This window comes from Candidatus Binatia bacterium (assembly GCA_023150935.1).
Taxonomy (GTDB): Bacteria; Desulfobacterota; Binatia; order HRBIN30; family HRBIN30; genus JAKLJW01.
In genome coordinates, this window is sequence record JAKLJW010000089.1 from 1 (window position 1) to 3,104 (window position 3,104).

The 3,104-nt window shown below is 63.0% G+C and carries 4 protein-coding genes; 2 read left to right on the plus strand and 2 right to left on the minus strand.

Going from position 1 to position 3,104, the window contains the following annotated elements; genetic code table 11:
- The first annotated feature begins 91 nt into the window (after positions 1-91).
- On the plus strand, positions 92-679 hold the full coding sequence (locus L6Q96_23000) for a transposase (protein ID MCK6557418.1): 588 nt from the start codon (positions 92-94) through the stop codon (positions 677-679).
- A 468-nt stretch (positions 680-1,147) separates the two neighbouring features.
- On the opposite strand, the gene L6Q96_23005 is transcribed toward L6Q96_23000, so the two are convergent.
- Entirely contained in the window at positions 1,148-1,312 is a 165-nt protein-coding gene (locus L6Q96_23005; GenBank protein MCK6557419.1) for a hypothetical protein, read from the minus strand.
- A 798-nt stretch (positions 1,313-2,110) separates the two neighbouring features.
- Here L6Q96_23005 and L6Q96_23010 point away from each other — a divergent pair.
- The gene (locus tag L6Q96_23010; GenBank protein MCK6557420.1) at positions 2,111-2,542 is read left to right on the plus strand and encodes a type II toxin-antitoxin system VapC family toxin; all 432 of its coding nucleotides are present in this window, start codon (positions 2,111-2,113) and stop codon (positions 2,540-2,542) included.
- A 232-nt stretch (positions 2,543-2,774) separates the two neighbouring features.
- Here L6Q96_23010 and L6Q96_23015 read toward each other — a convergent pair whose 3' ends face one another.
- Complete coding sequence (locus L6Q96_23015) at positions 2,775-3,071, minus strand: four helix bundle protein (GenBank protein ID MCK6557421.1); 297 nt, start codon at positions 3,069-3,071, stop codon at positions 2,775-2,777.
- Between the last annotated feature and the right edge of the window lie 33 nt (positions 3,072-3,104).

Below are 3,104 nucleotides of genomic sequence, written 5' to 3' on the forward strand. Positions count from 1 at the left end.
GCGTGTAGCGGGGGCTGGGCACGGAGAGAGTGTGGACGTGTATAGGGTTAATGTCAAGGCCCTATACGACGCTACATAACGGAGCTGGTGGATGCGCCCGGCAGACGGCCTCCCTCCAATCATGGGTGTCTTCGTCTTTTTCCACGCGCCGCAGGCCAACGTGCTGTTCGACAAGTTCCACATCATGCGCCACCTCGGCGATGCGCTCGACACGGTACGCAAGCACGAGTACGCGCGCCTCAGTGGCAACGATCGGCGCTTCATCAAGGGGCAGAAGTACACCTTGCTGTCGCACCGGGAGAACCTCACGCTCGATGGCCGGCGCGCTCTCAAGCAGCTGCTGGCCGCCAACAAGCGACTCAACACCGCCTACCTGCTCAAGGAGTCCTTTGGTCAGTTGTGGGACTACCGTCGCGAAGGTTGGGCGCGCCGCTTCTTCGAGAACTGGAGGGCGGCGCTGAAGTGGCAGCGTCTCGAACCGTACGAGAGATTCGCCCAGCTGATCGAACGGCACTGGGACGGAATCGCGGCGTACTGTCGGCCCGAGAACAAGGTCTCCCTGGGCTTCGTCGAAGGCCTGAACAACAAGATTCGAGTGATCCAGCGCCGGGCGTACGGGTTGCGCGACGAGGAGTACCTGCGCCTCAAGGTACTGACTTGCATGTTGCCCAAGCTCTGAGTCCCGACGTACGCGCCAGCGGGCGTGGTGCATACCAACACCCCGCCCCACCGCGTCGCCTGGCTCGTTACCGGCCCGCGCCGCCCCCGCCCCGTCTTCAACGCGCGAAACCGTCAGAATTCACCCACTCGATCTGCAGAAGAGGCTTTATTCGATGTTTCTGTGGAGTCATCATCGGGCGGCGCAAGGATGGTAAACCTCGGACTCATGGCAGACAGGCAGAATGGCATCCTGTTTTGCCTCGGGGTCGCCATCCTAGGAGGGCTCGTAGAGCTACTTTCGAGGTGGCGAAAGTAGGACCGCTCCCCCGTAGTTGGCTCGACCCCGTCGCGAAAAGCAAGAGAAGGACAGCGATTTTGGGACATCCGAGCACAGGATCGGCCGTCGCGCTGGAACTATCTGATTTGGCGATGATTTCGGCGGCTCGGAGAAGTGGGGATCATCCTTCTCGCTCGGGGCCGGCCGGTCTCACGCCGCTCGCGTTCGCTCGACGCTCAGCTGGAGGCCGAGTGCGCGAAGCAGTTCCATGATGGCCTCGATCTTCGGGTTCCCCCGGCGCGACAGCGTGCGGTTGAGACTCTCACGTCTCACCCCGGCAGCGTGCGCCAGAGTGGCCATCCCGCCCTTCGCCATCGCCACATTGCGCAACGCCGCCAACAAGACGGCCGGCTCGCCATCCCCCAGCGCTCATGGTTGCATTGGACACTCACCACCTCCCGTCACGCGCGGGCGGCCTGGTGACCGCACCGCCGCAGCCTGGGCGGGCGGCACACTGCGGGGATCCCGGTCACACACCGGCGGCTCGCCGGCAGGGTTCTACCGGGTTTCACCATCGCAAGCGATTGATTAATCGATGGTTTGCTCATCCGGAAGCGGCGGCAAAGCGCTTGCGGGCCGGTTTTCAGACGGAGATCGGCACCCGTAGGGCGCGGCGGCCTGGCGCACTACACAGAGTCCGGCCTGAAACGATCGATGACACCCATGTCATGCGTGAGGACGCTGCGGTGTATCCGGCCAGTTTAGCCGTCGAAAACGACGCGATGGACGTCAAATCGAGCTGATCCGGTGACCGAATGCCAGGGATTACTGCATGTGGTCGTGGTCCGACCACACCCTGATGATTCCGCAGAGAATGAACCGTCTCGCGCGTATCGACCGAAGCGGCTCAGCACGATTCTTGCGGCGTCATCCGATGTCCGTCACAATGTCGGACATGAAGACAGTCAGCGTTCGATCGCTGCGGCGAGACACTGGACTTCTGGACGAGGCTGCGCTTGGCGAAGAGATTCTGGTGACGCGGCGCGGGAAGCCCTACGTCCGAATCGTGCCGGCGCAGCAGCCTCAGTCCTTTCTTGGTGCGGGAAGACATCTCGGCCTGAGGAAGCCGGTGTCACCCGATGCCATTCCACCGTCGGAGTGGAAAGGCTTGCGGTGAGGTACCTGCTCGACACGGCGCCGTGGGTCAACGGCATCACCCTGCCGGAAGTGCTGCCGCAACGTATCCGACGCGTGCTGGCGACGTCCGAGCCCAAGGGTTTGTGCAGCGTCAGCTTGCTCGAAACGGCAATCTTGCATCGTCTCGGCCGGCTCGAACTGGATGGAACGCTTGCGCAGCTGTTCGAGGCGGGACTCTCGGCCGACGTGCGACTACTTGAATTGACGCCGACGATTGCCGTGAAAGCCAACAATCTGAAGGATTTCCACGGCGATCCGTTCGACCGCACCATCGTGGCTACCGCCGCAACGTTGAACTTGAAGTTGATCACCAGCGATCCGGCCATCCGAGACGCCGGCCTGTGCGCGGTCGAATACTATCCTTTCAAACCCTCACGCTCGGGCCAGGCCGCCCGCCGTCGCACCTGACCGGTCGGCACGCCAGCGCGCGAGACGACCCCTTCCGGCGGACATCCACTGGACCATTGCCCCTCTTTCGAAAATTGGGGTCGCGCGGGTCGGACCTCTGCAAGTAAGGATATTCATTTGACAAGTCACCTAGTTTAGGTGCACATGCCGGGTATGAGATCGTTTTTGGCCTCGAAATCGACCGGGTAAGGGCGGGGCGTGCCGTGCCGCATTGGACACCCGCCGCCTCCCGTCACGCGCGGGCGGCCTGGTGACCGCACCGCCGCAGCCTGGGCGGGCGGCACACGGCGGGGATGCCGGTCGCCGTCACCCCGAGCGCACCGCAGACTTCGAGAACATCCTGGATCGCGCCGCACTCCAAGGCCGACCCGCAGGCAATCTCGAAATACCGGCGGCGGTCACCGTCGGTCGCCTTGCCGTTCCCCTCGGCGATATTCGGCGGGATCGCTTGCGATGCTAGCAACAACTGCTCCTTCGGGTGGTAACCGGTGCAAGCGGGCACATGGGTAACAGAATAGACCGGGCACATGGGTAACACTTCATGGCCGGTCCGGTCTTCGGT